The 23,976-nt window shown below is 71.7% G+C and carries 21 protein-coding genes and 1 pseudogene; 10 read left to right on the forward strand and 12 right to left on the reverse strand.

Annotated elements, in window-relative coordinates; genetic code table 11:
- Both AC507J_RS08675 and AC507J_RS08680 read right to left on the reverse strand, forming a co-directional pair.
- A partial coding sequence (locus AC507J_RS08675; protein WP_496288554.1) for a helix-turn-helix domain-containing protein occupies positions 1 to 1,170 on the reverse strand: 1,170 nt, incomplete at its 3' end.
- 10 nt (positions 1,171 to 1,180) lie between these two features.
- Positions 1,181 to 1,378, reverse strand: a complete 198-nt coding sequence (locus AC507J_RS08680; protein ID WP_496288555.1) for a hypothetical protein — start codon at positions 1,376 to 1,378, stop codon at positions 1,181 to 1,183.
- 271 nt (positions 1,379 to 1,649) lie between these two features.
- Here AC507J_RS08680 and AC507J_RS08685 point away from each other — a divergent pair, with 271 nt between their 5' ends.
- From AC507J_RS08685 to AC507J_RS08700, 4 genes are all read left to right on the forward strand, one after another.
- Entirely contained in the window at positions 1,650 to 1,877 is a 228-nt protein-coding gene (locus tag AC507J_RS08685) for a winged helix-turn-helix domain-containing protein (protein WP_496288556.1), read from the forward strand.
- A gap of 181 nt (positions 1,878 to 2,058) precedes the next feature.
- On the forward strand, positions 2,059 to 4,098 hold the full coding sequence (locus tag AC507J_RS08690) for an alpha-1,4-glucan--maltose-1-phosphate maltosyltransferase (protein WP_496288557.1): 2,040 nt from the start codon (positions 2,059 to 2,061) through the stop codon (positions 4,096 to 4,098).
- Entirely contained in the window at positions 4,086 to 6,188 is a 2,103-nt protein-coding gene (glgB, locus tag AC507J_RS08695; RefSeq protein ID WP_496288558.1) for a 1,4-alpha-glucan branching protein GlgB, read from the forward strand. The genes AC507J_RS08690 and glgB overlap by 13 nt, the downstream gene beginning before the upstream one ends.
- 117 nt (positions 6,189 to 6,305) lie before the next feature.
- Positions 6,306 to 6,836, forward strand: a complete 531-nt coding sequence (locus AC507J_RS08700) for a hypothetical protein (RefSeq protein WP_496288559.1) — start codon at positions 6,306 to 6,308, stop codon at positions 6,834 to 6,836.
- Positions 6,837 to 6,869: 33 nt separating this feature from the next.
- On the opposite strand, the gene AC507J_RS08705 is transcribed toward AC507J_RS08700, so the two are convergent.
- Positions 6,870 to 7,910: an App1 family protein phosphatidate phosphatase gene (locus tag AC507J_RS08705; RefSeq protein WP_496288560.1), complete on the reverse strand. Its 1,041-nt coding sequence runs from the start codon at positions 7,908 to 7,910 to the stop codon at positions 6,870 to 6,872.
- A gap of 226 nt (positions 7,911 to 8,136) precedes the next feature.
- Here AC507J_RS08705 and AC507J_RS08710 point away from each other — a divergent pair, with 226 nt between their 5' ends.
- The 4 genes from AC507J_RS08710 to AC507J_RS08725 all read left to right on the forward strand — a co-directional run bounded on the left by AC507J_RS08710 (position 8,137) and on the right by AC507J_RS08725 (position 12,427).
- Positions 8,137 to 9,726 (forward strand): glycosyltransferase family protein, encoded by a 1,590-nt coding sequence (locus AC507J_RS08710; protein ID WP_496288561.1) that lies wholly within the window; start codon positions 8,137 to 8,139, stop codon positions 9,724 to 9,726.
- Between the two features lie 60 nt (positions 9,727 to 9,786).
- On the forward strand, positions 9,787 to 10,581 hold the full coding sequence (yaaA, locus tag AC507J_RS08715; protein ID WP_496288562.1) for a peroxide stress protein YaaA: 795 nt from the start codon (positions 9,787 to 9,789) through the stop codon (positions 10,579 to 10,581).
- Positions 10,582 to 10,717: 136 nt separating this feature from the next.
- The gene (locus AC507J_RS08720) at positions 10,718 to 11,386 is read left to right on the forward strand and encodes a hypothetical protein (protein WP_496288563.1); all 669 of its coding nucleotides are present in this window, start codon (positions 10,718 to 10,720) and stop codon (positions 11,384 to 11,386) included.
- Between the two features lie 48 nt (positions 11,387 to 11,434).
- A complete protein-coding gene (locus tag AC507J_RS08725; protein ID WP_496288564.1) occupies positions 11,435 to 12,427 on the forward strand; it encodes a TAXI family TRAP transporter solute-binding subunit in 993 nt (330 codons plus the stop codon).
- A gap of 9 nt (positions 12,428 to 12,436) precedes the next feature.
- Here AC507J_RS08725 and AC507J_RS08730 read toward each other — a convergent pair whose 3' ends face one another.
- From AC507J_RS08730 to AC507J_RS08750, 5 genes are all read right to left on the reverse strand, one after another.
- Positions 12,437 to 12,691: a helix-turn-helix transcriptional regulator gene (locus AC507J_RS08730; protein WP_496288565.1), complete on the reverse strand. Its 255-nt coding sequence runs from the start codon at positions 12,689 to 12,691 to the stop codon at positions 12,437 to 12,439.
- A gap of 152 nt (positions 12,692 to 12,843) precedes the next feature.
- A complete protein-coding gene (locus tag AC507J_RS08735; RefSeq protein ID WP_496288566.1) occupies positions 12,844 to 13,707 on the reverse strand; it encodes an ABC transporter permease in 864 nt (287 codons plus the stop codon).
- Entirely contained in the window at positions 13,704 to 14,588 is an 885-nt protein-coding gene (locus AC507J_RS08740; protein WP_496288770.1) for an ABC transporter ATP-binding protein, read from the reverse strand. The genes AC507J_RS08735 and AC507J_RS08740 overlap by 4 nt, the downstream gene beginning before the upstream one ends.
- A gap of 180 nt (positions 14,589 to 14,768) precedes the next feature.
- The gene (locus tag AC507J_RS08745; protein WP_496288567.1) at positions 14,769 to 16,193 is read right to left on the reverse strand and encodes a sensor histidine kinase; all 1,425 of its coding nucleotides are present in this window, start codon (positions 16,191 to 16,193) and stop codon (positions 14,769 to 14,771) included.
- Positions 16,194 to 16,203: 10 nt separating this feature from the next.
- Positions 16,204 to 16,872 carry a response regulator transcription factor gene (locus tag AC507J_RS08750; protein ID WP_496288568.1) on the reverse strand — a complete coding sequence of 223 codons (669 nt, stop codon included), beginning with the start codon at positions 16,870 to 16,872 and terminating at the stop codon, positions 16,204 to 16,206.
- Between the two features lie 94 nt (positions 16,873 to 16,966).
- Here AC507J_RS08750 and AC507J_RS08755 point away from each other — a divergent pair, with 94 nt between their 5' ends.
- Positions 16,967 to 17,509, forward strand: a complete 543-nt coding sequence (locus tag AC507J_RS08755) for an acyltransferase (protein WP_496288569.1) — start codon at positions 16,967 to 16,969, stop codon at positions 17,507 to 17,509.
- Between the two features lie 104 nt (positions 17,510 to 17,613).
- Here AC507J_RS08755 and AC507J_RS08760 read toward each other — a convergent pair whose 3' ends face one another.
- From AC507J_RS08760 to AC507J_RS08770, 3 genes and pseudogenes are all read right to left on the reverse strand, one after another.
- A complete protein-coding gene (locus AC507J_RS08760; RefSeq protein ID WP_496288570.1) occupies positions 17,614 to 18,897 on the reverse strand; it encodes a nucleotide sugar dehydrogenase in 1,284 nt (427 codons plus the stop codon).
- 4 nt (positions 18,898 to 18,901) lie between these two features.
- Positions 18,902 to 20,458, reverse strand: coding sequence for a glycosyltransferase family 2 protein (locus tag AC507J_RS08765; protein ID WP_496288571.1), 1,557 nt, complete (start codon positions 20,456 to 20,458; stop codon positions 18,902 to 18,904).
- Positions 20,455 to 20,636 (reverse strand): annotated as a pseudogene (locus AC507J_RS08770) (glycosyl transferase family 1); the annotation flags it as partial. The pseudogene AC507J_RS08770 and the gene AC507J_RS08765, both read right to left, overlap by 4 nt.
- A gap of 280 nt (positions 20,637 to 20,916) precedes the next feature.
- On the opposite strand from AC507J_RS08770, the gene AC507J_RS08775 reads away from it, so the two are divergent.
- Complete coding sequence (locus tag AC507J_RS08775; RefSeq protein ID WP_496288572.1) at positions 20,917 to 22,101, forward strand: putative hexosyltransferase; 1,185 nt, start codon at positions 20,917 to 20,919, stop codon at positions 22,099 to 22,101.
- Positions 22,102 to 22,132: 31 nt separating this feature from the next.
- Here the strand turns inward: AC507J_RS08775 and AC507J_RS08780 are convergent, their stop codons facing one another.
- Entirely contained in the window at positions 22,133 to 23,971 is a 1,839-nt protein-coding gene (locus AC507J_RS08780) for a hypothetical protein (RefSeq protein WP_496288573.1), read from the reverse strand.
- Between the last annotated feature and the right edge of the window lie 5 nt (positions 23,972 to 23,976).

Genomic DNA, 23,976 nt, shown 5'->3' on the forward strand with positions numbered 1-23,976 from the left:
GCGGGACAGGGCGGCGGGCGCGACGGCGGAGCGGGCCACGGCGGCGACCAGGTCGCGGGCTGCCGGGCGATCATGTACCTCGCTGCGTGCGGCGCGCTCCGCGTCGAGCAGGGCTCGGCACGCCCGGGACATTTCGCCAGCCGAGGCGTACGCGCGGGCCACGTCGAGCAGGTGCGCGGCCCGATGCTCGGGCGGCAGCCACCGCCAACCGTCACTGGCCAGCAGCCGCTCGTGGCGTACCGTCGCCACCGGAAGGTCTCCACGCGCGGCCTCGACGAGCACGTGGGCGGCCTGCACCGCGGCGCGTCCGAACCCGCCGTTGCCGGTGAAAGCGTCGGCGACCTCGACGGCCTGGTCGATCAGCTTCCGGGCGCTGTCGTGGTCGGCCCGCTCGGCGGCGGCCAGGGCTGCCTGAATCAGCAACGTCCCGCGCAGCGACCCGACGCCGGACCCGGGCGGCGCGATGCCGGTAGCGGAGCCGGAGGGACCGAGGCTGGTAGCGGAGCCGGAGGGCCCGAGGCGGTGGGCGGCCACGGCGGCGGCTCGCAGCGCGGCCCCGTTGCGGTCGCAGCAACGTAGGGCCTGACACAGCGGTACGGTCGCGACCGCGCTCACCTGCGGGTCCTCGGAGGAGCGGGCGACGGCCATCCCCCGGTCGGCGGCCAACCACGCCAACTCTGCCTGATCCACCTTTACCAGGGTCAACGCGATGAGGCCGTACACCGGCACCAGCAGTGTGTCGGTGGCCCGCCCGGCCCGGGTGATCCGCACGGCGTCGAGCAGACCGGGCAGCAGGGTGAGCAGCGCCGGATAGCGGGCGTGCCGGTAGCTCTGCTTCGCGTGTTCGAGGCTGGCCCGCAACTGCGCGAGGTCGGGCGGCCGAGCGGCCTTCTCGACGTGGTACCGCGCCAGGGCGGCCCGGATCCGTTCCACACCGGCGTCGGCGGGTGCCGGCTGTTCGGGTCGCTCCGCCAACAGGACCTGCACGTCGATCCGGAGCGCGTCGGCGATCTCCCGCAGGTTGGAGACCCGTTCCAGCCGGCGTACCCCGCGCTCCACCTTGTCGACCCAACTCTTGGACTTGCCGAGCCGGTCGGCGAACTGCTGCTGCGTCATGTTGCGCCGGACCCGCCACTGCGCGACCCGCCGGCCCACCGGTAACTCGTTCACCGCCGGCCCCTCACCGCAGCGCCCAGACCAGGATCAGCAGGAGTACGAGCAGCGCCACGCCGACGCCGTGGGCGTACCGCCGCCGGGTGAACGCCGCACGACCAGGATGCGGCGGCATGGGCACCCGGTCACCATCGGGATGTCGCGGACGACCACCCGGAACCGGGTACGCCGGTGGCAGCGGCCCGTCATGTTGACGCTCACGCATCTGTGCCTCCTCCATTGGGTGCCTTTGTTGTCGTCAGGGCAACAAGAAACGCACCCAGAGCCGTGCAGATCAGGGGCAGATCGGGGGCAGGGCGGGGGCAGGGCGGGGCGGGGCGGCACGGGACGCCACCCCGCCCACTTTCGAAGGCGCTCCGTTGCTGACGAGAGAGCCAGACTAGAAACTAGCGTGCAGTGTATACACAGCCAACACTGCACGCACAGGATGCAGGATTGGCGTGGCATGCTCGACGGGCTGACGAGAGGCCGTTGCCATGCCCAGACAACCCGTATACGAGCAGATCATCGCCGATGTGATCGCGTCGATACAGTCCGGCGCGCTGCAACCTGGAGACAAGTTGCCGTCCATCGCGCAACTGTGCGAGCAGTACCAGGCCAGCCCGACGCCGATCAGGTTCGCGCTACGAATCCTCGATGAGCGGGGCTGGATCGAGGTGCACCAGGGCAAGGGGTCGTTTGTGGCGGCGGAGCCGCCTGCCTGAGCCTCGCATGCTCGCCCCTCGCCCGACGTGAGCGTTGATCGTTGACGTTTTTGCTGCCCTTTTCTCGGCGTGTCGAGTCGCCCCGACGTCAACGATCATGGCTGGGCGGGGCAGCCCGGGTCCAAGATCTTGTTTGCTGGTCAGACGAGCGCGAGGCGATCTCGCACAGTAGGTTGAGGCGGTGAGCGGACGGTTCCCGATCGAAGACGTCTCCCCCCTCGTCTCCTGCGGTCGCTACCCGGCCCGTGCCGTGGTCGGCGAGCTGGTGCCGGTGTCAGCAACGGCGTACCGCGAGGGGCACGACGCCCTCGGCTGCAACGTGGTCTGGCTCGGCCCGGACGGGCTGGCCCGGCCGTTCACCCGGATGCGGCCGGGCGAGCCCGGTAAGGACCGCTGGCACGCCACGATCACACCCGACGCGGTCGGCGAGTGGATCTTCACGGTGGAGGCGTTCAGCGATCCCTACCTGACCTGGCACAACGCGGTGACCAAGAAGATCGCCGCCGGCCAGGGCCCGGCAGAGTTGGCAAACGACCTGGCCGAGGGCGTACGCGTGCTCACCGCCGCCACCGACCTGGTGCCCGCAGCCGACCGGGCGAGCCTCGACCAGGCCGTGAAGGCCCTGCGGGACACCGAGCGGGCGCTGCCCGAACGGGTCGGCCCGGCGCTGGAGCTGGCCGAGTTGCTCTGGGCGCATCCGGTGCGGGAGCTGGTCACCACCGGCGAAACGTACCGGATCTGGGTGGACCGTGAGCGGGCCCTCTTCTCCGCCTGGTACGAATTTTTCCCCCGCTCGGAGGGGGCGATCCCGGCCACCGGCGCCACGCCGGCCCGCTCCGGCACCTTCGCCACCGCCACCGAGCGGCTGCCCGGGGTGGCCGCGATGGGCTTCGACGTGCTCTACCTGCCGCCGATCCACCCGATCGGCCGAGTCAACCGCAAGGGTCCCAACAACAGTCTGGTCGCCGGCCCGGACGACGTCGGCTCGCCGTGGGCGATCGGCGCCGACGAGGGCGGGCACGACGCCATCCACCCCGATCTGGGTACGCCGGAGGACTTCCGCGACTTCGTCGCCGCCGCTGCCGAGCACGGCCTGGAGGTGGCGATGGATCTGGCGTTGCAGTGCGCCCCGGACCACCCGTGGGTGACCGAGCACCCGGAGTGGTTCACCACCCGGGCCGACGGCAGCATCGCGTACGCGGAGAACCCGCCCAAGAAGTACCAGGACATCTACCCGCTCAACTTCGACAACGACCCCGAGGGCATCCGGGCCGAGATCCTGCGGGTGGTGCGGCACTGGGTCGGCGAGGGCGTGCGGATCTTCCGGGTGGACAACCCGCACACCAAGCCTGTCGACTTCTGGCACTGGCTGATCTGGGAGGTCAAGCGGACCGACCCGGACGTGCTCTTCCTGGCCGAGGCGTTCACCCGACCGGCGATGATGCACGGGCTGGCCAAGGTGGGCTTCACCCAGTCGTACACCTACTTCACCTGGCGGACCTCGGCCGCCGAGATGCGCGAGTACTGCGCGGAGCTGGTGGCGGCGGCCGACTACATGCGGCCGAACTTCTGGCCCAACACCCCGGACATCCTGCACGCCTCGTTGCAGTACGGCGGGCCGCCGATGTTCAAGATCCGGGCGGTGCTTGCCGCGCTGCTCTCCCCCTCCTGGGGCATGTACGCCGGCTTCGAGCTCTTCGAGCACGTGGCCCGGCCGGGCGCGGAGGAGTACCTCGACAACGAGAAGTACGAGCTGCGGCCCCGGGACTGGGCGGGTGCCCAGGCGCAGGGGCGGTCCCTGGCACCGTTCATCGCCACCCTCAACCGGGTACGCCGAACCAATCCCGCCCTGCACCGGCTGCGCAACCTGGTGTTCCACGACATCGACAACCCGGCGCTGCTCTGCTGGTCCAAGCGGGATCCGGTCACCGGCAACACGGTGCTTGTGGTCTGCTCGTTCGACTCGCACACCGTGCAGTGGGGCAACACCACCCTGGACATGCCGGCGCTCGGGTTGGACTGGCACGACCGGTTCACCGTGCACGACGAGCTGACCGGGGCAAGCTACGACTGGGGACAGCGCAACGCGGTACGCCTCGACCCGTACCTGCAACCCGCGCACGTCTTCACCCTGCCGGCCGCCACCGGTACCGACACCGCCGCCGCTCCCCGCAGCGACACCGACTCCGCCACGAAGGACGACACCCGATGGACCAGCTGATCTCCGGGGAGACCCACGACCCGCACGCCGTGCTCGGGGCGCATCCGGCGGACGGGCGTACGGTGATCCGCACCATGCGCCGGGGCGCGGGCGAGGTGAACGTGCTGGTCGGCGAACGGCGGTACCCGACGAAGCGGGTGCACGACGTCGGCGTCTTCGAGGCGATCGTCCCCGGTGAGGTGCTCGACTACCGCATCGAAGTGGACGGGCAGGCACACGACGACCCGTACCGCCATCCGCCGACCCTGGGCGAGCTGGACCTGCACCTGATCGGCGAGGGTCGGCACGAGCGGCTCTGGGCGGCGCTCGGTGCCCGCGTCCTCGACGGCGGGGTGGCCTTCGCGGTCTGGGCGCCGAACGCCCGGGGCGTACGGGTGATCGGCGACTTCACCGGCTGGGCACCCGACGACGGCTGGCCGATGCGTTCGCTCGGCTCCTCAGGCGTGTGGGAGATCTTCGTGCCCGGAGCACCGGCCGGTGCCCGGTACAAGTACCGGATCCTCGGTGCCGACGGGCACTGGCGGGACAAGGCCGACCCGCTGGCCGCGTACGCGGAGGTGCCGCCGGCCACCGCATCGGTGGTGCACCGCTCGACGTACCGGTGGACGGACGCGGACTGGCTGGCCCGGCGGGCGCAGCGGCAGCCGCACCAGGAGCCGATGAGCGTTTACGAGGTGCACCTCGGCTCGTGGCGGCCCGGCCTGGGCTACCGGGAGTTGGCCGAGCAGTTGGCCGCGTACGTGGTGGAGCTGGGCTTCACCCACGTGGAGTTCCTGCCGGTGATGGAGCATCCCTTCGGCGGCTCCTGGGGCTACCAGGTGACCGGCTACTTCGCCCCGACGTCCCGGTTCGGCGACCCGGACGACTTCCGCTACCTGGTGGACCGGCTGCACGCCGCCGGGATCGGGGTGATCCTGGACTGGGTGCCGGCACACTTCCCCAAGGACGACTGGGCGCTGGCCCGCTTCGACGGCACCCCGCTCTACGAGCACCCCGACCCGCGTCGCGGCGAGCATCCCGACTGGGGCACGTACGTCTTCGACTTCGGCCGCCGGGAGGTCCGCAACTTCCTGGTCGCCAATGCGCTGTACTGGCTGGACGAGTTCCACGTCGACGGGCTGCGGATGGACGCGGTCGCCTCGATGCTCTACCTGGACTACTCCCGCTCCGACGGGCAGTGGGCGCCGAACCAGTACGGCGGCCGGGAGAACCTTGAGGCCATCGCGTTCATGCAGGAGACCAACGCGACCGTCTACAAGCACCATCCCGGCGTGGTGATGATCGCCGAGGAGTCCACCGCCTGGCCGGGGGTGACCCAGGCGACAAGCGACGGCGGGCTGGGCTTCGGCTTCAAGTGGAACATGGGCTGGATGCACGACACCCTGCTCTACACCTCGAAGGACCCGATCTACCGGCAGCACCACCACAACCAGCTCACCTTCTCCCTGGCGTACGCCTGGAGCGAGAACTACGTGCTGCCGATCAGCCACGACGAGGTGGTGCACGGCAAGGGTTCGCTGCTGGCCAAGATGCCCGGCGACCAGTGGCAACGGCTGGCCAACGTACGCGTGCTGCTGGCGTACATGTGGGCGCACCCGGGCAAGCAACTGCTCTTCATGGGCTGCGAGCTAGCCGACGACCGGGAGTGGAGCGAGGAACGCGGCCTCGACTGGTACCTGCTGCACGACCCGGCCCGCGCCGGCGTGCAGCGGCTCGTCGCCGACCTCAACCGGGTCTACCGGGACGCGCCGGCCCTCTGGGCACAGGACACCTCCCCGGCCGGTTTCCGCTGGCTCGCCGGCGACGACGTCGCCAACAACACCGTCTCGTTCATCCGGATCGCCCCCGACGGAAGCACCCTGGTCTGCGTGGCCAACTTCTCGGCGCTTCCGCTGGAGGACTATCGGATCGGCCTGCCGGCCGCCGGGGCCTGGTCCGAGATCCTCAACACCGATGCCCACCACTACGGCGGCTCCGGCGTCGGCAACCTCGGCACCGTGCACGCCGAGCCGATCCCCTGGCACGGCCAACCGGCCTCCGCCGCCCTCCGCGTCCCCCCACTCGGCGCCCTCTGGCTCCACCTGACGTGAAAGGAAGGGCCCCCTATTAACGCCTCGTGTATAGGAAGGGTCCCTTATTAACGCTGAACCGTCCGCGCTCTGCGTCCGTACCCCTGGGGGCAAGTGACGCGACCGGGCGGAGGATCGATGGCAGGCAGCGGACGCACGGCCGGAAGGCGCGGGACCTCGCCGCGACAGCGGAAGATCGCGGGCGTCGCGGCGATCGGGGTGACCCTGGGGATGGCCTTCGCGGTGGCGACGGGAACCAGTTCGGCCAGCGAGAACTGCGACGGCCTGGACACCGCCGTGGGTAACAACCTCGCGTTCATCGCCGACCAGTTGGTGTTCCCGGACGCGCTCTCCGAGGCCCGCATCGCCAACCGGCAGGCCGTCATCGACCAGCTCGAACAGCGGCGCGCGGCGGCCGGCTGCACCGGCGAGGTGGAGGTGCCGGACGCGGACCCGAACGCGGCGCTCAACGGTGGCGCGGCGGAGGACTGCGACGGCCTGGACAGCGCCGTACGCAACAACCTCGCCTTCATCGCGGGCCAGCGACAGGCCCCCGACGCGCTCTCGGAGGCGCGGATCGCCAACCGGCAGGCCGTCATCGACCTGCTTGAAGACCGTCGTACGCTGGCCGGCTGCACCGGCGAGGTCGAGCTGACCCCGGGTAGCTGACGCCCCGCACAGCGGGTAGCGGCGGGAGGGGGATCAGACCAGGCCGGCGCCGCGCAGCAGGGTCCAGAGTCCGGCCCCGTCGGGCGCGGAGAGCCACTTCTGCCCCACCGGCCCCTCTTCCGGACCGTCGTGCGGAACCGGCAGGCTACCGGCGAGCACCGCCTGGGTCGGCGAGAGACGGCGGATCGCCACGCCCGCCACATTGTCCGGATGGGCGGCAGCGAACTCCCGGTAGATCTCCTGGTCGTGCTGTCCGTCGTCGCCGACGAGCAGCCAGCGTACGTCGGGGAACTCCTTGGCCAGCCGGGCCAGGGTGGCCCGCTTGTGCTCTCGGCCGCTGCGGAACCAGCGGTCGTGGGTCGGCCCCCAGTCGGTGAGCAGCAGCGGCCCGGCCGGGTAGAGGTGCCGGGACAGGAACCGGGTAAGCGTCGGTGCCACGTTCCACGCACCGGTGGACAGGTAGAACACCGGGGCACCGGGGTGGGCGGTCACCAGCCGCTCGTAGAGCACCGCCATGCCGGGCACCGCCGCCCGGGCGTGCTCGTCCAGGACGAAGGTGTTCCAGGCGGCGAGGAGCGGTCGGGGTAGCGCGGTCACCATCACCGTGTCGTCGATATCGGAGAGGATGCCGAAGCGGACCTCCGGGTCCAGAATGCGTACGGGGGCGTCCACCGGCTCGGCATCCGGCATGCTGAGCCGTACCGAACCCCAGCCTGGCGGCAGGTCCGCCGCCAGCGTGGTGTCGATGAAACCGCTGCGGTCGGCCTGCGCCTCGTGCACCACCCCGCCCGTCTCGATCGTCACGGTGACGTGCTTGGCCGGCAGGGTGGTGAAGCTGCGCCAGCCGCGGACCTTCTCCAGCCGACCCCGCTGCCGGGTGTCCGGCCGCCCCAACAGCACCCGGCACATCACCCGCACCCAACCGGGCGCACCATAACCGGTGTACGCGATGATGTTGATCCGCCAGCCGGTCCGCCGCAGCCGGCGCTCGACCAGCGAGTGCACGGCGTCCTCGATCCGCGCGGCCCGGTGCAGGTTCGGTATGGCCAGTTGGCCAGCGGCAGTGGGTGGCACGCTGCAACCCTGCCACACGCCAGCGACCTCGGCCACGCGAGCCGCCCCGGCACCCGGGACCAGCCCATCCGGCAGCTCGCCCAGGCACGACGCACCCACGCCAGGTGCGCCGGTTCGTCGCCGGTCCCGCATCCGCGCTCCCGGTACGCCAGTTGTTAAGAAGGGGCCCTTCCTATACACGAGGCGTTAAAAGGGGCCCTTCCTTACACCAGAGGTGAGGGGTGGGGTGGGTTCGGCGGGGCGGGTGGACCGGGCGGCGTTCGTCGCGCTGCTGTTCGGGCTGGTCGGGATCGGTTACCGGCTGTTCCTCGTGCTGAGCACCGTGCCGGTCTCCAACAGCGACGAGGCGACCTTCGGGCTGGCCGCGCTGCACATCGCGCAGGGCCGGGAGCACCCGGTCTTTCTCTACGGACAGCACTACATGGGCATGCTCCAGTCCTACCTGGCCGCGCCGCTGATCGCGGTGACCGGCCCGAGTTGGCCGGTGCTGCGGCTGCCGGTGCTCGTGCTCTACGCGCTGTTCCTCTGGCTGATCCACCGGCTGTCCCGGCGGATCGGCTCACCGTGGTTCGCCACGCTTGTCGTCGGGCTGCTGGCGCTCGGCTCCGAGCGGGTCATCCGCGACCAGGTGACCACGGTCGGCGGTCGGCCGGAGGTGAAGGTCGCGGTGCTGGTCATGCTGCTGGTCGTGCTGGGGTTGGCCCGGGGAACGGTCCGCCGCCGGTGGCTGGCCGTCGGCGGCTTCGGGCTGCTCGCCGGGCTGGCCCTCTGGTCGGACTGGCTGATCGTGCCCTACCTGGCGGTGGCCGGGCTGGCGCTGGTCTGGGCGGTCCGCCGGGAGTTGCTCGGCGGGGCCGGGCTGCTGCTGGTCGCCGGCTTCACCGTCGGCGTCGCCCCGATGATCTACGACAACCTGGTCGCCCCGCCCGGAAAGGACTCCCTGTCGGTGCTGCGCGCCATAAGCGGCGGCACCGGGGCCGTGCCGTCCTGGCCGCGCCGGCTGGACGGCGGGCTGCTGGAGGGCGTACCGCTGGCCAGCGGGCTCTGCCCGCTCACCGGCTGCGCCCGCTGGCAGGAGTGGTTCGGCGTGCTCTACCCGCTGCTGCTGGTCGCCGCGGCGGTGCTGGCGGTGCGCGCGTACCGCCGAGCCGGTGGACGGGCTGAACGGGTCGCGCCGGTGGTGCAGCTGGCGCTGGTCGCCGGTGCGGCGCTCACCCTGCTGTCGTACGTGCGCAGCCCGCTCGCCGCGACGGATCCGCTGGGCAACGCGCGCTACCTGTCGGTGCTGCAACTGTCGCTGCCGGCGGTGCTGTGGCCGCTGTGGCGGGCGGCGGTGGCCGGGTGGCGGGGAACGCTCGGTGTCCCGGGTCGGTTGGCCGGTGCGGCGGCCACCGCCGGGTTGGCCGCGCTGGCGGTGACCTCGCTGGTGGTGACCCTGCTCTTCGCCACCGTCGGCGCGGCACCGGGTCGCCGGGAGGAGCGGCAGGCGCGGGCCCTGGCCGCGACGGTCCGCGCCGCCGGGCTACGCGAGGTGTACGGCGCGTACTGGACCTGTAACCGGCTCGTCTTCAACACCGCCGAGGAGGTGGTCTGCGGGGTGCTCGACGACGAGCTGCGTCCCGGCCTGAACCGTTACCCCGCGTACTGGACCCGGCTGGCCCGGGCCGCGCGTCCCGGATACGTGCTGGCCACCGGCACCCCGGCCGACCGGCGGCTCCGGGAACTGCTCGGCGAACAGAGCGGCGCGGCACTGCTCGCCGAGGTCGGCGGGTATCGCGTGTACCACCCGACGACACCGCCACGACCCTGGCGCTGACGCCGCCGTACGCTGGCCGGGCCCGGTCGCGAGGTGCCGACCGGGACGTCGAGGAGTCACATGCTCATCCTGTTGCCGCCCTCCGAGGGCAAGGCCGACGCCGGTAAAGGTCGCCGGCTCGACCTGGACCGGCTCTCGCTGCCGGAGCTGAACCCGGTACGCGCGCAGGTGCTGGCCACGTTGGTCACGCTCAGCGCCGGGGCGCCGGAGGCGGCGTTGGCCGCGCTCGGGCTCGGCGCCGGCCAGCACGAGGAGTTGCGCCGCAACGCCCGGTTGGACCGGGCCGCCACCGCACCCGCCGGCCGGATCTACACCGGGGTGCTCTACGAGGCCCTCGACCTGGCCACCCTGCCGCCGCCGGCGCAACGTGCCGCCGGGCGGCAGATCCTGGTCAGCTCCGGCCTCTGGGGTGCGGTGCGGTTGACCGACCGGATCCCGCCGTACCGCTGCCCGATCTCCGCCCGGCTGCCCGACACCGGCGCGCTGCCGGCGTTGTGGCGGCCGGTGCTGGGACCCGTGCTGACCGTGGCCGCCGGCACCGGCCCGGTGCTGGACCTGCGCTCCGGCGCGTACGCCGCCGCCTGGACGCCAGGCGGCCCGCTCGCCGAGCGCACCGTGACCGTGCGGGTGCTGCACGAGCGGGAGGTCGACGGTGTACCGGTGCGCTCGGTGGTCAGCCACTTCAACAAGGCCACCAAGGGGCGGCTGGTCCGGGATCTGCTGCTCGCCGGTGCCCGGCCGCGTACCGCCGACGCGCTGCTGGCCACCCTGCGCGAGCTGAAGTACACCGTGGAAGAGCAGCCGGTCGCTGCGGGCCGCCCCCGCCAGGTCGACCTGGTGGTGTCCGAGCTGTGAACGGCGCGTGGTTACCGCGCGCCGATTTCCGCGCGGTAACCAGGCGCAAGATTTCCTCAAGGCTGGGCCGGATCGGTACCACCCGCCGGTGTCACAGGTCACCGTAAGGAGGACCGACGCCGCAAGGAGGCCTCCGGTGGTTGAACCGATCCTGCTCGACCGGCCCCATCCGTCGGCCATCCAGCCGCCACTGGACTGGACGACCCTCGCCGATGCGTTCGAGACAGCCTGCCTGCTGCGCTGCATGCCGCCGCCGGCCAGCCCGGGCCTGCGGCACGGGCATCAGCCCGGCTTTCCGGCGCCGATCGAGTTCAACCGCGAGGAGGCGGCCCGCCGGACCCGGCAGCTGCTCGACCGCCTGGAGATTCCGGTGCGCCACGAACTGGCCGTCGGCGGGCTGCGCCGCCGTTACGAACTGCACCGGCTGCACGTGCCCCGCGAGCGCCGTCCGGCGTACGTGACGATGATGGAGAACGGCTGGCGGCGCGGCCGGCGGGAGTTGCTCGGCGGGCCGGTGCCCGGCGCCTCGACGGCACGCCGGCAGTGGCGTACCCGGCTGGCCGCCGCCGCTTGGCGGGCCGCGCTACTGGCGGGTGGGCGACACGTGCGCCGGCACATTCTCGGCGTACGGATCACCGACCGGGAACTCGCCGCCGTCCTCGTCCGGGGTGCCGCACTGCTCGACGTACCGGCGCTGCTGCGTCCCGGCACCGGCTGCTACCTGGTAAGCGTCGCCCACGGACCGGACCGCGAGCGGATCCTGCGGCACGCCGCCGAGGAGAGCGCACACCGCCCCGTCGCCTGAGTACGCGAGCGCGGTCGGGCCGGGTTCCGCCACCCCGGGGGTTGCGCCATGGGGGTCCGGCGGCGCACAGTGCTGCCCGTGACCCGTACCAGGTACGCCCCCCGAGCCGGGCGGCACAACGCCCGGGTGGCCCTCCTGGCGGTCGTGCTGCTGGTCCTGCCCAGCCTCGTCAGCTGCCGGGATGATCCGGGCGAGCCGGTACGAATCCGCATCGCCACCGGCAGTCCGACCGCCGTCTACCACGCCTTCGGCCAGTCGCTGGCCGCCATCCTCAACCGGGAACTGCCAAACGTACGGGCGGAGGTCATGGTCACCGCCGCCTCGATGGAGAACGTCGGCCTGCTCAACGCCGGTGCCGCCGAACTCGGCTTCACCCAGGCCGACGTGCTGGCAAGCGATCCGGGGCCGGATCCGGCGGTGGTGGCGGTCGCCCGGGTCTACGACGACCTGCTGCACCTGGTCACCACCGCCAACAGCCCGGTGCGGACGTTGACCGACCTGCGGGGACGGCGGGTCTCCATCGGCGGGGCGGGTTCCGGGACCGAGATCACGGTGCGGCGGCTGCTCACCGTGGCGAACCTGGACGATGCCGAGGTGCAACGGCTGCAACTCGGCCTGGACGACTCGGTGGCCGCGCTGCGCAACGGTGAGATCGACGCCTTCTTCTTCTCCGGCGGCCTGCCGGTACGCGCCGTCGCCCAGTTCGCCCGGGAGAATCCCGCCCGCATCGTCGATCTCGGCGAATGGACCGCCCCGATGCGCCGGGGCAACCGGGAGGTGTACGCGCCGCGGGACATTCCTCGCTCGGTGTACGGCATCGACCCGGTCACCACCGTGGCCAACCCCAACTATCTGCTGGTCCGGGCCGACCTGCCGGAGGATCTGGTCCGCGACGTTACCCGGCTGCTGATGGAGCGGCGCTCCGAGTTGGAGGCGGCTCATCCGGCCGCCGGCCGGATGAGCCCCCGCTCGGCGATCGCCACCTCGCCACTGCCGCTGCATCCGGGTGCGGTGGCGTACTACCGCGACAGCAAGCCCTGAGCCGGCAGCTCAGGCGGGTCGGGCGGCTGGCCCGGCGACGGTGTCACCGAGTCGGGGAAACGGCTCGGCGGAGAAGACCACCTCCACCGGCACCTCGAAGTGGCGGGCGATCCGTAGCGCCAGGTGCAGGCTGGGGCTGAACTCGCCCCGCTCCAGGTAGCCGATGGTCTGGTAGTGGACGCCCAACGCCTCGGCCAGTTGCCGGCGGGAGATGCCCCGTTCCGCCCGCAGCATGGCGATCCGGTTGTACACCACCTCACTCATGTCGGCACTCCGTGCCGCCATGAGGCACCACCACACTGCGCCGATGATTCGCTCGCTGACGCTCACTCATGTCGGCACTCCGTGCCGCCATGAGGCACCACCACACTGCGCCGATGATTCGCTCGCTGACGCTCACTCATGTCGGCACGTCCTCAGGTCACCCGCTGGAGGGCCTTTTCGCGGCGGGCCGCCACGCTCGACCCGGACTCCCGGCGCGCCATGCGGCGCAGCAGCACCGGTGCCAGGGCCAGCCCGACGATCGCCCAGCCGCCGAGCACCAGCAGCGTCTCCAGGTGCCGCCACGAATCGCCGACCTCCACCGCGGACATGGCGTCGGGCAACAGCGCCGAGCGCATGCCGAGGCCGAGCCAGTAGACCGGGAAGACCTGACCGATCCCCTGGAGCCAACCCGGCAGGACGGTGATCGGGTAGAAGATGCCGGAGATGGCGATGAGACCCATCATCGGAAGCATGATCAGCCCCAGGTTACGGGGGTTGGAGATCAGCGATCCGAGGGCCGCCCCGATCGGCATGGTCGCCACCATCCCGAGCACCAGCACCCAGATCAGGGTCAGCCAGGCCCAGACGCTGCTCAGCATCAGCCCGTCGAAGAGGAAGATCCCCGGTACGAGCAGCAGGGCCACGCTGACCAGGGTCATCCCGGTGACCAGCACGATCTTGCTGATCAGGTAGCCGAACATCCCGTTCGGGGTGGCCTTGGCCCGCAGCAGGGTGCCGTCCTCCCGTTCGACGGTGAGGATCGACGCCACGCTGACCAGCCCGCCGAAGGCCACAGTCATGCCGAGCGTGCTGGGCAGGGTCTGCGCCCCGAGTGAGAAGTCCGTGCCGGGCACCTGCGCGTCCCGGAGGAAGAACATCACCACCAGCAGGACGACTGTCGGGAACAGGTAGCCCCAGAGCGTCTCGGCGTTGGTGAAGGTCTGTCGCAACTCGATGCGGCCACGGGACAGCCCCGCCTGGGCCGCCACCAGCAACGGCCGGACCGACGGGTTCATCGGGCCACCTCCTCGAAGGCACGGGCCGCACCGTCGGCGCGCCCGGATTCGTACTCGCGGACCAGGGCCATGTAGGTGTCCTCCAGGCTGGCCCGCCGCACCTCGAGGTCGGCGATCTCCTCGCCGTGCTGTGCGAACAACTCCCGGACGAAGCCGGTCGCGTCGCTGGTGGAGTGCACGAACCGCTCGCCGCCCCGGCTCCACCGCACCTCGGCGTCGATGGAGATCCGCCGCGACAACTCGTCTGCGGAGCCACTGGCGATGATCCGTCCACCGGCCAGGATCAGGATCCGGTCGGCCAGCTTCTCGGCCTCGTCCAGGTCGTGGGTGGTGAGCAGGATGGTGGTGTCGTCCAGGTCGGCCAGCCGATGCACCAGGTCGTGGAACTCGCGCCGGGCGGCCGGGTCGAAGCCGGCGGTCGGCTCGTCGAGGAAGAGCACCTCCGGCCGACCGACGATGCCGATCGCCACGTCGACCCGGCGACGCTGGCCGCCGGAGAGCTGGCCGACCTTCTGCTGCGCGTGCGCGGTCAGACCGACCATCTCGATCAACTCGTCGACGTCCCACGGCCGGCGGATCCGCTCCGTCGAGTAGGGCGCGTAGAAGGTGCCCAGGTGGGCCAGCAACTCCCGGATCCGCCACCGGCTGTGGTCGCGCCAGGACTGGAGCACCACGCCGAGTCGGGCGCGCCACCGCTCGTCGCCGTGCCCGGGATCGACGCCCAGCACGGCGACCTGGCCGCCGGAGCGCATCCGGAAGCCCTCCAGGATCTCGATGGTGGTCGTCTTGCCGGCACCGTTCGGGCCGAGCAGCGCCAGCACCTCACCGCGCCGGGCGGTGAACGACACCCCGTCGAGCACGTCCTTGCTGCCGTAGCGCATCCGCAGATCGCGTACGTCCAAAGTGATCCCCGGCCCGGCCGGTGACCCGGCGCCGGTCGGGGCGTCCGCCTTCGCGTCCACCGTCATGGCCCCACCTCCCCCGTAACAACAGTGCACCAGAAGATAGCAGTCATACTACATTTCACCGCACACGTGCACTACCGGTGCTCTCCGATGTGGTCAGCCCACGACGACGGTGGAGGGTGCCGGCTCCGGCGCGGTGGACTCCTCGGCGGCGTCGGCCGACGGGAACCACAGGGCGGCGACCAGCCCGCGCGGCGAGTTCGAATGCATGGTGAGCCGGCCGTCCGAGGCGTCGACCAGCACGGCGGCGATGGTCAGCCCCAGGCCGGCGCCGTCCACGTTCTGCACCTCCGGCGCCCGCCAGAACCGCTCGGTGGCCTGGCCGAGCTGACTGCGGGTCATCCCGGGGCCGGTGTCCCGCACCTCCAGCTCGACCCCGTCGTCACGGGCCGCGACGGTGACCGTCACCTCGCCGCCCGCGCCACTGAACTTGACCGCGTTGTCGATCAACGCGTCGAGCGCCTGGTCGATCGCGGTCGGCACGGTCCGGGCGTACGTCGGAGCCGGCTCGGCCGCCAACCGCAGCGTCACCGACCGGTGCCGGGCCAGCGGCTCCCAGGCCGCCACCCGGGACGCGGCCACGGCCGCCGCGTCCACGATCACCCGCTGGTTCTCCCGGCGCTCGGCGCGGGCCAGGGTGAGCAGCGCGTCCAGCAGCAGGGCCAGCCGGTCGGTCTCCTCCAGCGCGAGCTGATGCTCGGCGCGACCCTGCGGGTCGGTCAGGCTGGGCCCGAGTTCCTCCACCCGCAGCCGCAACGCGGTCAACGGGTTGCGCAGTTGGTGACTGGCGTGCGCGACGAACGCCCGCTGCCGGTCCATCACGTCGGAGACCACGTCGGCCATGTGGTTGAAGCTGGCCGCCAGGCGGCGTAACTCCGGCGGGCCCAGCCGGTGCTGCACCCGGGCGCTCCGATCCCCCTCGGCGATCTCGTGGGTGACCGCGTCCAGCTCGGTGATCGGCCGCAGCACCCAGCCGGCCAGCCCGAACGCGGTGAGCACGCAGGCCAGCACGGCGAGCAGCCCCAGCGCGGCAAGGAGCAACCACCAGGTGGTGACCGTCCGGCGGACCGCGTCGGCGGGGCTGACGGTGACCACCGCCCCGAGTACCTCGCCGCCGTCGTTGATGGGTACCGCCACCACGATCGACTCGTCCACCCAGGGCCAGACGGAATCGGGCGCGCTGCTCTGCTGCCCGGACAATGCGACATCCAGCGCCTTGTAGGTGCTCAGGACCGGCCGCCAGTCCGGCGAACCGACCACCACCGCCCGGTCCCGGTCGACCACCGCCGCGCCGATGCCGTACAGCTCCTGGTAGCTGCTGAGTTCGGTGACGAGCGGGCCGTACGTGCCGCTGCGCAGCGCCGGACCGGCAAGCGAGGCGAACCGGGTGGCGTCGGCGACCCGATCGGCCCGGACCCGGTCGGTTTCCCGGGTGGCCAGGGTCGCCGCCAGTGGCGTGCCCAGTGCCACCAGCACCAGCACCATCAGGAGCAGATAGCTGATCACCAGGCGCCGACGCACCGCTGGCCCCTCACTCGGCCCGCAGCCGGTAGCCGACACCGCGTACGGTCTCCACCAGGCGCGGATCGCCGAGCTTGCCGCGCAGCGAGCCGACGTGCACCTCCACGGTGTGCCGATCGGCGAAGGTGGTTCCCCACGCGTCGAGCAGGATCCGGTCCCGGGGTACCGCCACACCGGGCTGGCGGGCCAACGAGAGCAGGACGTCGAACTCCTTGCGGGTCAGCGAGACCGCGCGGTCGGCCACGGTCACCGTACGGGCGGCCACGTCGACGCGTACCGACCCGACCTCGATCAGGTTCCGTTCCGGCGCGGCGTGGGCGGCCCGGCGCAGCACCGCCTCGATCCGGGCCTGCAACTCCACCATCGAGAAGGGCTTGACCACGTAGTCGTCCGCGCCGAGCCGCAGCCCCAGCACCCGGTCCCGTTCCTCCCCCCGGGCGGTCACCGCGATGATGCCGAGCTGGTTGCTGCGTCGCCGCAGTTCCCGGCAGAGGTCGGTGCCGTCGCCGTCGGGCAGGGTCAGGTCGAGCAGCACCAGGTCACATGGGGCGGCGGAGATCGCAGCCGCGACGGTGGCGGCGTGCTCCACCTCGTATCCGCGCCTGGTCAGGGCGGACGACAACGCGGCGGCCACCCGACGGTCGTCCTCGACCAGCAGAATGCGCACCCGGGCCCCCATTCGTCACTCTGTCGCTGTCGAATGGTGGCAGAACATCGCCCGTGACGACAGGTCGCTAAGCTACTCCGAGTTTCCGTCCGCGCGAAGGAATCCGATGACTGACACCAACTCCCCCGCCCCCGCCGTCTTCGTCCATCCCACCGCCGACGTCGAGGAGGGCGCCCGGATCGGCGACGGGACCAAGGTCTGGCACCTGGCCCACATCCGGTCCTCCGCCCAGGTGGGCGCCGGCTGCGTCATCGGCCGCAACGTGTACGTCGACGCGGGCGTGACGGTCGGTGACCTCGTGAAGATCCAGAACAACGTCTCCGTCTACCAGGGGGTGACCCTGGAGGACGAGGTGTTCGTGGGCCCCTGCGCGGTCTTCACGAACGACTTCCGGCCCCGCGCCCAGAACCCGGACTGGAAGATCACGCCGACCCTGGTGCGTCGGGGCGCCTCGATCGGCGCGAACGCCACCCTGGTCTGCGGCATCGAGGTGGGCGAGTACGCGATGATCGCCGCCGGTTCGGTGGTCACCCGGGACGTCGCGCCGTACCAGCTGGTGGCGGGCAACCCGGCCCGGCCGAAGGGCTGGGTCGACGAGCGGGGCGAAGTCGTCTCGCGCGACGTGGACAACCCGCCCCGGCGGGACTGACCGGCCGCGCCGGGACAGCAGCCGTCCCGGCGGGAGGCTGGTCCGGAACGGAAACGAAGGGGCCCGGCACGCTGTGCCGGGCCCCTTCGTTTCGCAGCTGCCGGTCAGCCGCCGATGACCACCCGGCGGACTCCGGCCCAGCGGGCCGGGTCGGTGACCCGACGCCCGTCCACCAGCACCGTCACGCCGGGCAGGTCGGCGGGGCCGAGCGTCCGGTACTCGGCGTGGTCGGCCTGGATGACGGCGGCGCCGACCGGCTCACCGTGGTAGCCCGGCAGACCGTGCGCCACCAGTTCCTCGTTGCTGTACATCGGGTCGGAGACGTACGGCGTGGCGCCCCGCTTCCGCAGCGCCTCCACCGTCGGGAAGACACCGGAGAAGGCGGTCTCCTTTACGCCACCCCGGTAGGCGGCGCCGAGCACCAGCACACCGACGCCGCTCAGGTCGCCGTACGCGGCGGCCAGCAGGTCGACGGCGTACTCCGGCATGGCGGCGTTGGCCTCGCGGGCCGAACGCACGACGGTGGCCGCCGGGTCGTTCCACAGGTACATCCTGGGGTAGATCGGGATGCAGTGCCCGCCGACCGCGATGCCGGGCGAGTGGATGTGGCTGTACGGCTGGGTGTTGCAGGCCTCGATCACCCTGGTCACGTCGACGCCCACCGTGTCGGCGAACCGGGCGAACTGGTTGGCCAGGCCGATGTTGACGTCCCGGTAGGTCGTCTCGGCGAGCTTGGCCAGCTCGGAGGCCTCGGCCGAGCCCAGGTCCCAGACGCCGTTCGGGCGGTCCAGGTCGGGCCGCTCGTCAAAGTCCAGCACCGCCTCGTAGAAGCGCACGCCGTGCTCGGCCGACGCCTCGTCGATGCCACCGACCAGCTTCGGGTAGCGGCGCAGGTCGGCGAAGACCCGGCCGGTGAGCACCCGCTCCGGGCTGAAGACCAGGTGGAAGTCCCGGCCGGCGGTGAGCCCGGAGCCCTCCTGGAGCATCGGCGCCCAACGGTTGCGGGTGGTGCCGACCGGCAGGGTGGTCTCGTAGCTGACCAGGGTGCCCGGCCTGAGGCCGGCGGCGATCGCCCGGGTCGCGTCGTCCATCCAGCCGAAGTCCGGTACGCCCTGGGCGTCCACGAAGAGCGGCACGACCACGACGACCGCCTGGGACTCGGCCACCGCGGCGGTGGTGTCGGTGGTGGCCGAGAGCAGCCCGGCGGCCACCGCCTCCTTCAGCTTGACGTCCAGGTCCGTCTCGCCCGGGAAGGGCACGGCCCCGTCGTTGACCAGCTGGACGACCCGCTCGGAGACGTCCGCGCCGATCACCCGGTGTCCCTTCGAGGCGAACTGCACGGCCAGTGGCAGGCCGATCTTCCCGAGGGCGACGACGCAGATGTTCATGGAACTACTTTCCTGCTGAGGGCCGTATGCGGGCCAGACGGGCAATGATCCGGCGGGGCGTGATCGGCGTGATCGTCACGAGCACCTGGCCCTTGCGGTCCGTGCTCGGTGTGACCAGGAAGCACCGCGATCCGCGCCACGCCAGCCGGCGCGGCCCGGCGAGGCGCCGCTCCGCCCGCAGTGTCGCCGAGGCGGCACCGCCCAGCGCAACAACATTGATCTTGGTCTGCCATCGTTTCTCACCGGAGGGAACGGCCGCGAGCAGTTGATCGACTGGGAACTCCGCCGCAACGACGGTACCCGGTCCACCCGGACGCGACGACACGACGGCCGCCACGCCGCCGGCCTCGACCCGCAGCGCCTCGGCGGTCAGCTGCGCCCAACGGCTCTGCGCGGTGAGCACGAGGGTCCGCGCCCCGGCGTCGCGGCCCCAGGCCGCCTCCGTCGCGGTGAGCTTGACCGAGAGCTTGGCGGCCCGCTCGGTCACGTCGTACCACTCGTCGGGGAAACCCAGCTCCGGGTCGCGGAAGCCGGCGTAGTGGGCGTAGCAGCGGTCACCGACGACGGTCACCGCCGGCAGCAGCTTGTCGCCCTGCTGGCGGATCAGCTCCCGGAGCCGGCCCAGGCCACCGTCGCGGGCGAGCAGCAGGCGCAGCCGTACGTCGGCGGCGAGCCGGGCGATGATGGCGTCGGTCAGGTAGCTCTGGGCCAGCTCGCGGATCCGCTGATGGACCTCCTCCTGCATCGACGGATCGAGGTCGAGGAAGTCGGCCTTGAGTAGCTTGGCCACCTCCCAGCTGAAGTTCCGCAGCAGGACCGCGTCCCGCTTGGGGCCGGGCTCGATCAGCCCGGCCGCGAAGCCGATCAGCTCCTCGGCGCAGCGCAGCCGCTCAGCGAACCGGCTGGCGTAGGTGATGTTCTGCGCGTTGTCCCGTTTGACGGCGTAGTAGTAGACGTAGTCGGCGAGCACCGAGATCTTTCCGGCGCGGACGCAGGCCTCCAGGGTGAAGGGCTGGTCGCTGCCCATCGCCATGTCCTCGCGGAACCGCAGGCCGTGCCGCTCGATCAGATCCCGCCGGAACAGCTTGGTGTTCGACAGCGACCAGGGCAGCTCGCTGTCGAACAGGTCGACGCTCTCCTCCGTGCTGGCATAGATGGCCTGGTGCACGTAGCGCTTGTTGGTGCCGACCATCCGGCCGAGCACCACGTCCGAGCCCCACCGGTCGGCCGCGTCCACCAGCCGCTCCAACGCCTCCGGACCCAGGTGGTCGTCGGAGCCGATGAAGAAGACGTAGCGACCCCGGGCGACGTCCAGGGCGCGGTTGCTCGGTGCCGCCGGACCGCCCGAGTTGGGCTGGTGCAGCACGGTGACCGTGCCCGGGTACCGCTTGGCGAAGCGGTCCAGTTCTTCGCCGCTGCCGTCAGTCGAACCGTCGTCGACCGCGACCACCTCCAGCCGCTCCAGGCCGATGCTCTGCCCCACCAACGACTCGAGGCATGAGGTCAGGTAGGGCATGGTGTTGTAGACGGCGACCACCACCGTCACGTCTGGCGCGATCATCCGCCCACCCCCGTCGAGGTCGGGGCCGGGTCCGCCGTCAGCGCGGCCGGCCGGAGCCGCGCCGGGCGCAGCCGAAAGTAATTGTCGTCGAGCACCTGCGCCTGCGCCTCCCAGGTCCAGCCGGCCCGGGGACCGGGCCGGTCGTACGCGGCGCGTAGCGCGCCGGATCGGCGAGCACCTGGTGCCCGCCCCAACGAAGTCAACCGTGCGTGGGCCCGCAGCATCCCGCCCTGCCCGTCTTCGGACAGCCTTCTGCGCCTGTGGACCCGAGCGAGTCTACGACAAGAGTTCCGGTCGGAAATGCCCGCTGCCGGTGGTCCGCGACCGGCCGCGTCGATTGATACTCTCCATCCGGTTCACCTACCGATGGCCGCGTCCGGTTGGTGCAGTGCCGCCCCGCCGGTGCCCGCGCGTGTCGTCCGATCATTCCAGCTCAGCGCGCGTATGGGGATCGCACGATGAACGTGGTGAGGACCGATGACCCGAACGGACCGGCACCGGCTCCGCCGTCGGCGAGCCACCGGCCGAGCCGGTTCGACAAACTCCGACGATCAGGTGCGGCCGCCCGTCAGGCCCTCCCCGCGCTTACCGCCTACGCGGTGATCCGCCTGGTCGGGGTGGTGACCGTATACGTCTGGGCCCAGAGCACCGACCGCTCCCCCGGCGCGCGCCTGGCCAGTTCCGACGGGATCCGATACCTCAAGATCGCCCAGGAGGGCTACGACGGGTTCGCGGAGTTGCAGAGCGACCTGGCGTTCTTCCCGCTCTACCCCGGGCTCGTCGCCGCGCTGGACCGGATCCTGCCGCTGAGCACCCGGGAGTCGGCGCTCGTCGTGGCCTGGCTGGCCGGCCTGGCCACCGCATGGGCGCTCTTCGCGATCGGCGCCCACCTGTACAACCAGCGCACCGGTGTGCTGCTCGCCGCGCTCTGGGCCGCCCTGCCACACGCCGTCGTCCAGTCGATGGCGTACAGCGAGACCCTGTTCACCGCCCTCGCCGCCTGGACGCTCTACGCCCTGCTGCGCGGCCGCTGGCTCACCGCCGGCGTGCTCTGCCTCTTCGCCGGCCTGACCCGGCCGACCGCCTGCTCGTTGATCCCGGTGGTGGGTCTCGCCGCGCTGACGGCGATCGTCCGACGCCGCGACGGCTGGCGCCCCTGGGCCGCCGCGCTGCTCGCCCCCGCCGGTTGGCTCGGGTATCTGGCCTGGGTGGGCAGCGAGGTCGGCCGGCCGGACGGCTGGTTCCACATCCAGTCGGCCGGCTGGGACAGCACCTTCGACTTCGGCGCCGAAACCCTGCGCCGCAGCCGGGAGGTACTGGCGGACCCGACGATTCCACCGCTGTTCGTGGTGACCGTGGTGATCCTGCTGGCACTGATGTTCTTCGTGCTGAGCCTGCTCGACCGGCAGCCGTGGCAACTGCTGCTGTACAGCGGGCTGTTGCTGGTCACCACGCTGGGCGCGGCCGGCTACCACCACGCCAAGGCCCGGTTCCTGCTGCCGGCCTTCCCGCTGCTGCTGCCGGCGGCCGTGGCGCTGGCCTGGGCGGGCTGGTCCCGGGCGATCACCGTGCTGGTGACCATGACCGCCTTCGCCGCCTACTTCGGTGGTTACCTGCTGCTGGTATGGAAATGGTCGCCCTGACCGCGGGTGACCGGAGGCGAGCGGGTGGTCGTCAGGTGAACGGGCGGACGTCCCAGAGCCAGACATCGTCGATTCGCCGCCCTGGGCCGTACAGGGCGTCGAGAACGGTCTTCAGCGCGTCGTGCCGCCGGGCTCCCCGGTCGGGGAGCACCACCGCGTCGGCCTTCCAGTAGCGGGCATCGGCCCGCGCCTGCGTGATCTCGCCGGGGCCGATCGTGCTGTCCCGCTCGCCCTTCGACACGGCGGTGAGCAGGGCTGCCGTCGGCTGTGGATCCACTCCCCAGCGGCCGGTGGGATCGGTCGCGGAGACCGGCCCGAGAAAGTAGCCCTCGGGCACGGCGAAGCCGGCCAGCGCGGCGGAACCCCAGTAGACCGAGGTCATCTGGGCGACCGGCACCGGCACCAAAGTACGGCCCGGCGCCACGTGATCGCGCCAGGCGCCGCTGGTGACGAAGTCCGGCACCGGCACCCGGCCCTGCGCCGGCAGGGGCACCGGCAGGATGGGTAGGAGCGCGGCGGCCACGGCCACCGCGCCCACCCCGAACGCGAGCCGACCACCTGGCTCCTGCCGGCGGGCGGCGGCGAGTCGATCCGCGGCCACCGCCAGGAACACGCCGAGCGCCACGGTGGTGATCAGGGCGAACCTCGCCACCACCAGGGCGTCGAACACCGGCAGGTGCTGCACGAGCGCGAACGGTGCCGGCACGCCCGTTCGGTGGGTGCCGACGGTCCAGGTTGTGCCGATCGCCAGCAGCGCCGTCGTCAGGCCGACGATCCCGAGCACCCACGCGACCACCTCGCGCCGCAGCCAACAGAGCGCGCCGAACGCGAGCACCAGCATCGGCCAGCCGTAGAAGCTCGCCTGCTCCGTGGTGTTCGGTGCCCAGCCCACCGCGCTGGTCGGGCCGCCGGCGATCGACTGGGTGGCGAACCGGAGGTACGAGCCGAGTTTCAGGGCGTACATGTCCGGGGTGCCCGGGTGGCCGACCCGGTGCTGCGGGCCGGCGAAGTGCATCCAGAGCGGATACGCGGCCACCACCGCCACCAGGGCGGCGGCGATCGCCAGGCCCGACAGCAGCGGACGCCAGCGTCGCAGCGCGTTCCGGGGCCGGACGGCGAGATACGCCAGGACCAGCAGCAGGCAGCCGAGCGCGGTGAGGAAGAGGATCTCCAGACTGACGAAGAACTGCGCGGTCACCAGCGCGCCCAGCACCAGGCCGTCGCGGACCACGTGGCCGCCCCGGCAGAGCACGACCACCCGCCAGACGATGAACGGCACCAGCCACTGTGCCGTGATGTGCGGGTGACCGTTGCTGTGCGACACGAGCGCCGGGGCGAACGCGCAGAACAGGCCGCCCAGGAAGGCCGCCACCCGGGAGCTGACCAGGTGCCGGGAGAGCACGTGGTACCAGGCGTAACCGGTGCCGGCCAGGTTCAGGGTGATGAGCAGCAGGTAGGCCACCGGCGCGCCGAAGAGCAGGGTGACCGGGCTGAGCACCAGCCCGGGCAGCTGCATCCCGACGTTTGCCATCAGGTTCACCCCGTCCGGGGCGTTCTGGAGCGTGGTGAAGAAGGGGTTCTCCAGATGGCTGACGGCATGTGCCGCGTACGCCAGCATCCACTCGTTGAAGCCCTGGTCGTTCGGGCGGCTGCCGAGCAGGCGACCATGCGGATCGAGCCACCCGCGCCCGGTGACCCAGAAAGCGCCGGCAAGGAAGACCAGGGCGACCAGCGCGTCGACCGGCCAGCGCCGGGTGGCACCGAGGCGGGCACTGGCCGCCGGCCCGGTGCCCGTCGCCGGGGCGGAGGTGTCCTCCGTCGCCCCGGCGACCCCGGCGGGGACCGGCTCGGCGTCACGGGTGTCGGGCATCGTCA

The sequence above is a fragment of the Micromonospora sp. PRAS1 genome (assembly GCF_059553435.1).